Origin of the sequence: Streptomyces hainanensis, assembly GCF_004348415.1 — a bacterium.
Lineage (GTDB): Bacteria > Actinomycetota > Actinomycetes > Streptomycetales > Streptomycetaceae > Streptomyces > Streptomyces hainanensis.
The window spans coordinates 1-587 of the sequence record NZ_SMKI01000922.1; the positions used below are offsets into that span (position 1 = coordinate 1).

The window sequence follows — 587 nt, forward strand, 5'->3', positions numbered from 1 at the left end:
GAAACCCCTCGGACAACGCCAGAAGAAGACCGTCAGCGGAAACCACCACCGTGTGCGACACCCCAGGGGTGTTGTCCACAAAACTGGTGATCAACCAGTTCAGGTTCTGCGCCGCCTGGCTCATCGGCCTCACACCCACGCTCCTACTGGTACATGGGGCCGAAGCCCCGGTCTGTCCGGCCGGCCGTGGTACCGGCCTGGCGCCCCTGTTGAATTCCCCGGCGCAGGTTGGTCAGCCGGCCGCGGACGTCGTCCGGCCGCCGGGATATCTGAGGACCGGCCGGGGCCGCCTGTTGCTGTGACGGCTGTGCCGCGCCCGCCATGAGGTTGGCGCGCGGCACCCGTCGGGGCAGTCCCGCGTGGGTGACACCGCCGGCCGAGGGCTGGCGGAGCTGCTCGGCCTGCCGGAAGCGCTCGTCGTTGGGCGACGGGCGCCACGGGGCACCGATCTCGCCGGTGGTCTGGCGCGGTTCCTGCCGGGCGGCGGGACGCGCCGGTGCGACGGGACGTTGCCGGATGGGCGGGGCCGAGCTCTGGGATGACTGCCGGGAGCCAGCGGGCTCCCTCGAGGGTGGTGGGGTCGGGGC

General features: G+C 72.4%; 1 protein-coding gene. It reads right to left on the reverse strand.

Annotated features, from left to right (window positions below; genetic code table 11):
* Positions 1–124 (reverse strand): roadblock/LC7 domain-containing protein (locus E1283_RS36830; protein ID WP_165956393.1); only part of this gene is annotated, 124 nt, incomplete at its 3' end.
* Positions 125–587 lie beyond the last annotated feature (463 nt).